Raw genomic sequence first — 1044 nt, forward strand, 5'->3', positions numbered from 1 at the left:
CTTTTCAAGGTAATCTGTACTGCGCATAGCTTTTTTCTGTTTTGCGGGCATGCCTTTATTAAAGCTTGTTTCTGCTTTTAGCTGATTAAATGCGATGTGTCTCAGCCCCGCAAATACAGGTGCTGCACCTTCACGCCTAATTCGGCAATCATCTTCTTTAAATCCGACATCTAAACGCCAATGTAATCCATTCTCTATTTGCCAATGTTGCCGTGCGGATCTTGCGAGTTCTTCCGCCGATAGATATGCTGAACTGATGTAGTATCTATAGCATAACTCATTGCTTACTTTGTTTTTTTCTTTCCTATAAGAAACAATAACTCCCACTGTTTTGGCATCTTTCCAATTGCTCGTTTCTGATAAATCACTTACGTTATGACTAACAGCACAACACCTGAATTCTTCTCTGTTTTTATGATAATCGGCTTCATTAAACAAAACTCCTTCGGACGCTTGTCGTGTGACCTCAGGTAATAAAGCATTCTCTACTTGTGACAGCAGTCCTTTATGGTTCGCTTTTACTGCCAGTAGGTAATCGGCTTGTTTATCCACTATTGTCTCTGCAATTGATTTTTGACACCCCATCGCGTCAATCGTGACTAAGCAGCCTTTTATCTCCAGTAATTCAAGAAGCTCTGGTAACGCTGTTATTTCATTCGACTTTTTATCAACAGGGCATTGCGCCAAAACAACACCATTTTCGCACGCAAATGCACTGACCATATAAAGTGCATCGCGCCTATCTGACTGATTAAATGAACCTTTCAATCGCTTACCATCAATCGCAACTACATCGCCCTGAGTTAATTTAGAACAGTCTTTCATCCAAGAAGAAAAAGAATCTTGAAACTGCGTCATATCAATGCGACTCATCACACGAGCGATTGTGTCATGGCGAGGGATACCTTGCTCAAGAGGAACGTACTTCCTGAGCCAATCTAATCTATCATGGCCAAAATCTTCAATATCTTCCCAGCCTTGGCACCCAGATATGACAGCGCTGACAGCTAAGAATATGATATCAAAAAGTTTATGGACAACTTT

1 protein-coding gene is annotated in these 1044 nt (G+C 41.0%); it reads right to left on the reverse strand.

What is annotated here, in order from left to right; genetic code table 11:
* The coding region (locus H5203_RS22480) for an ISAs1 family transposase (protein WP_182820376.1) at positions 1-1044 on the reverse strand (1044 nt) is incomplete at both ends.

It is taken from the genome of Pseudoalteromonas sp. SG41-1, from assembly GCF_014164575.1.
Taxonomy (GTDB): Bacteria; Pseudomonadota; Gammaproteobacteria; order Enterobacterales; family Alteromonadaceae; genus Pseudoalteromonas; species Pseudoalteromonas rhizosphaerae.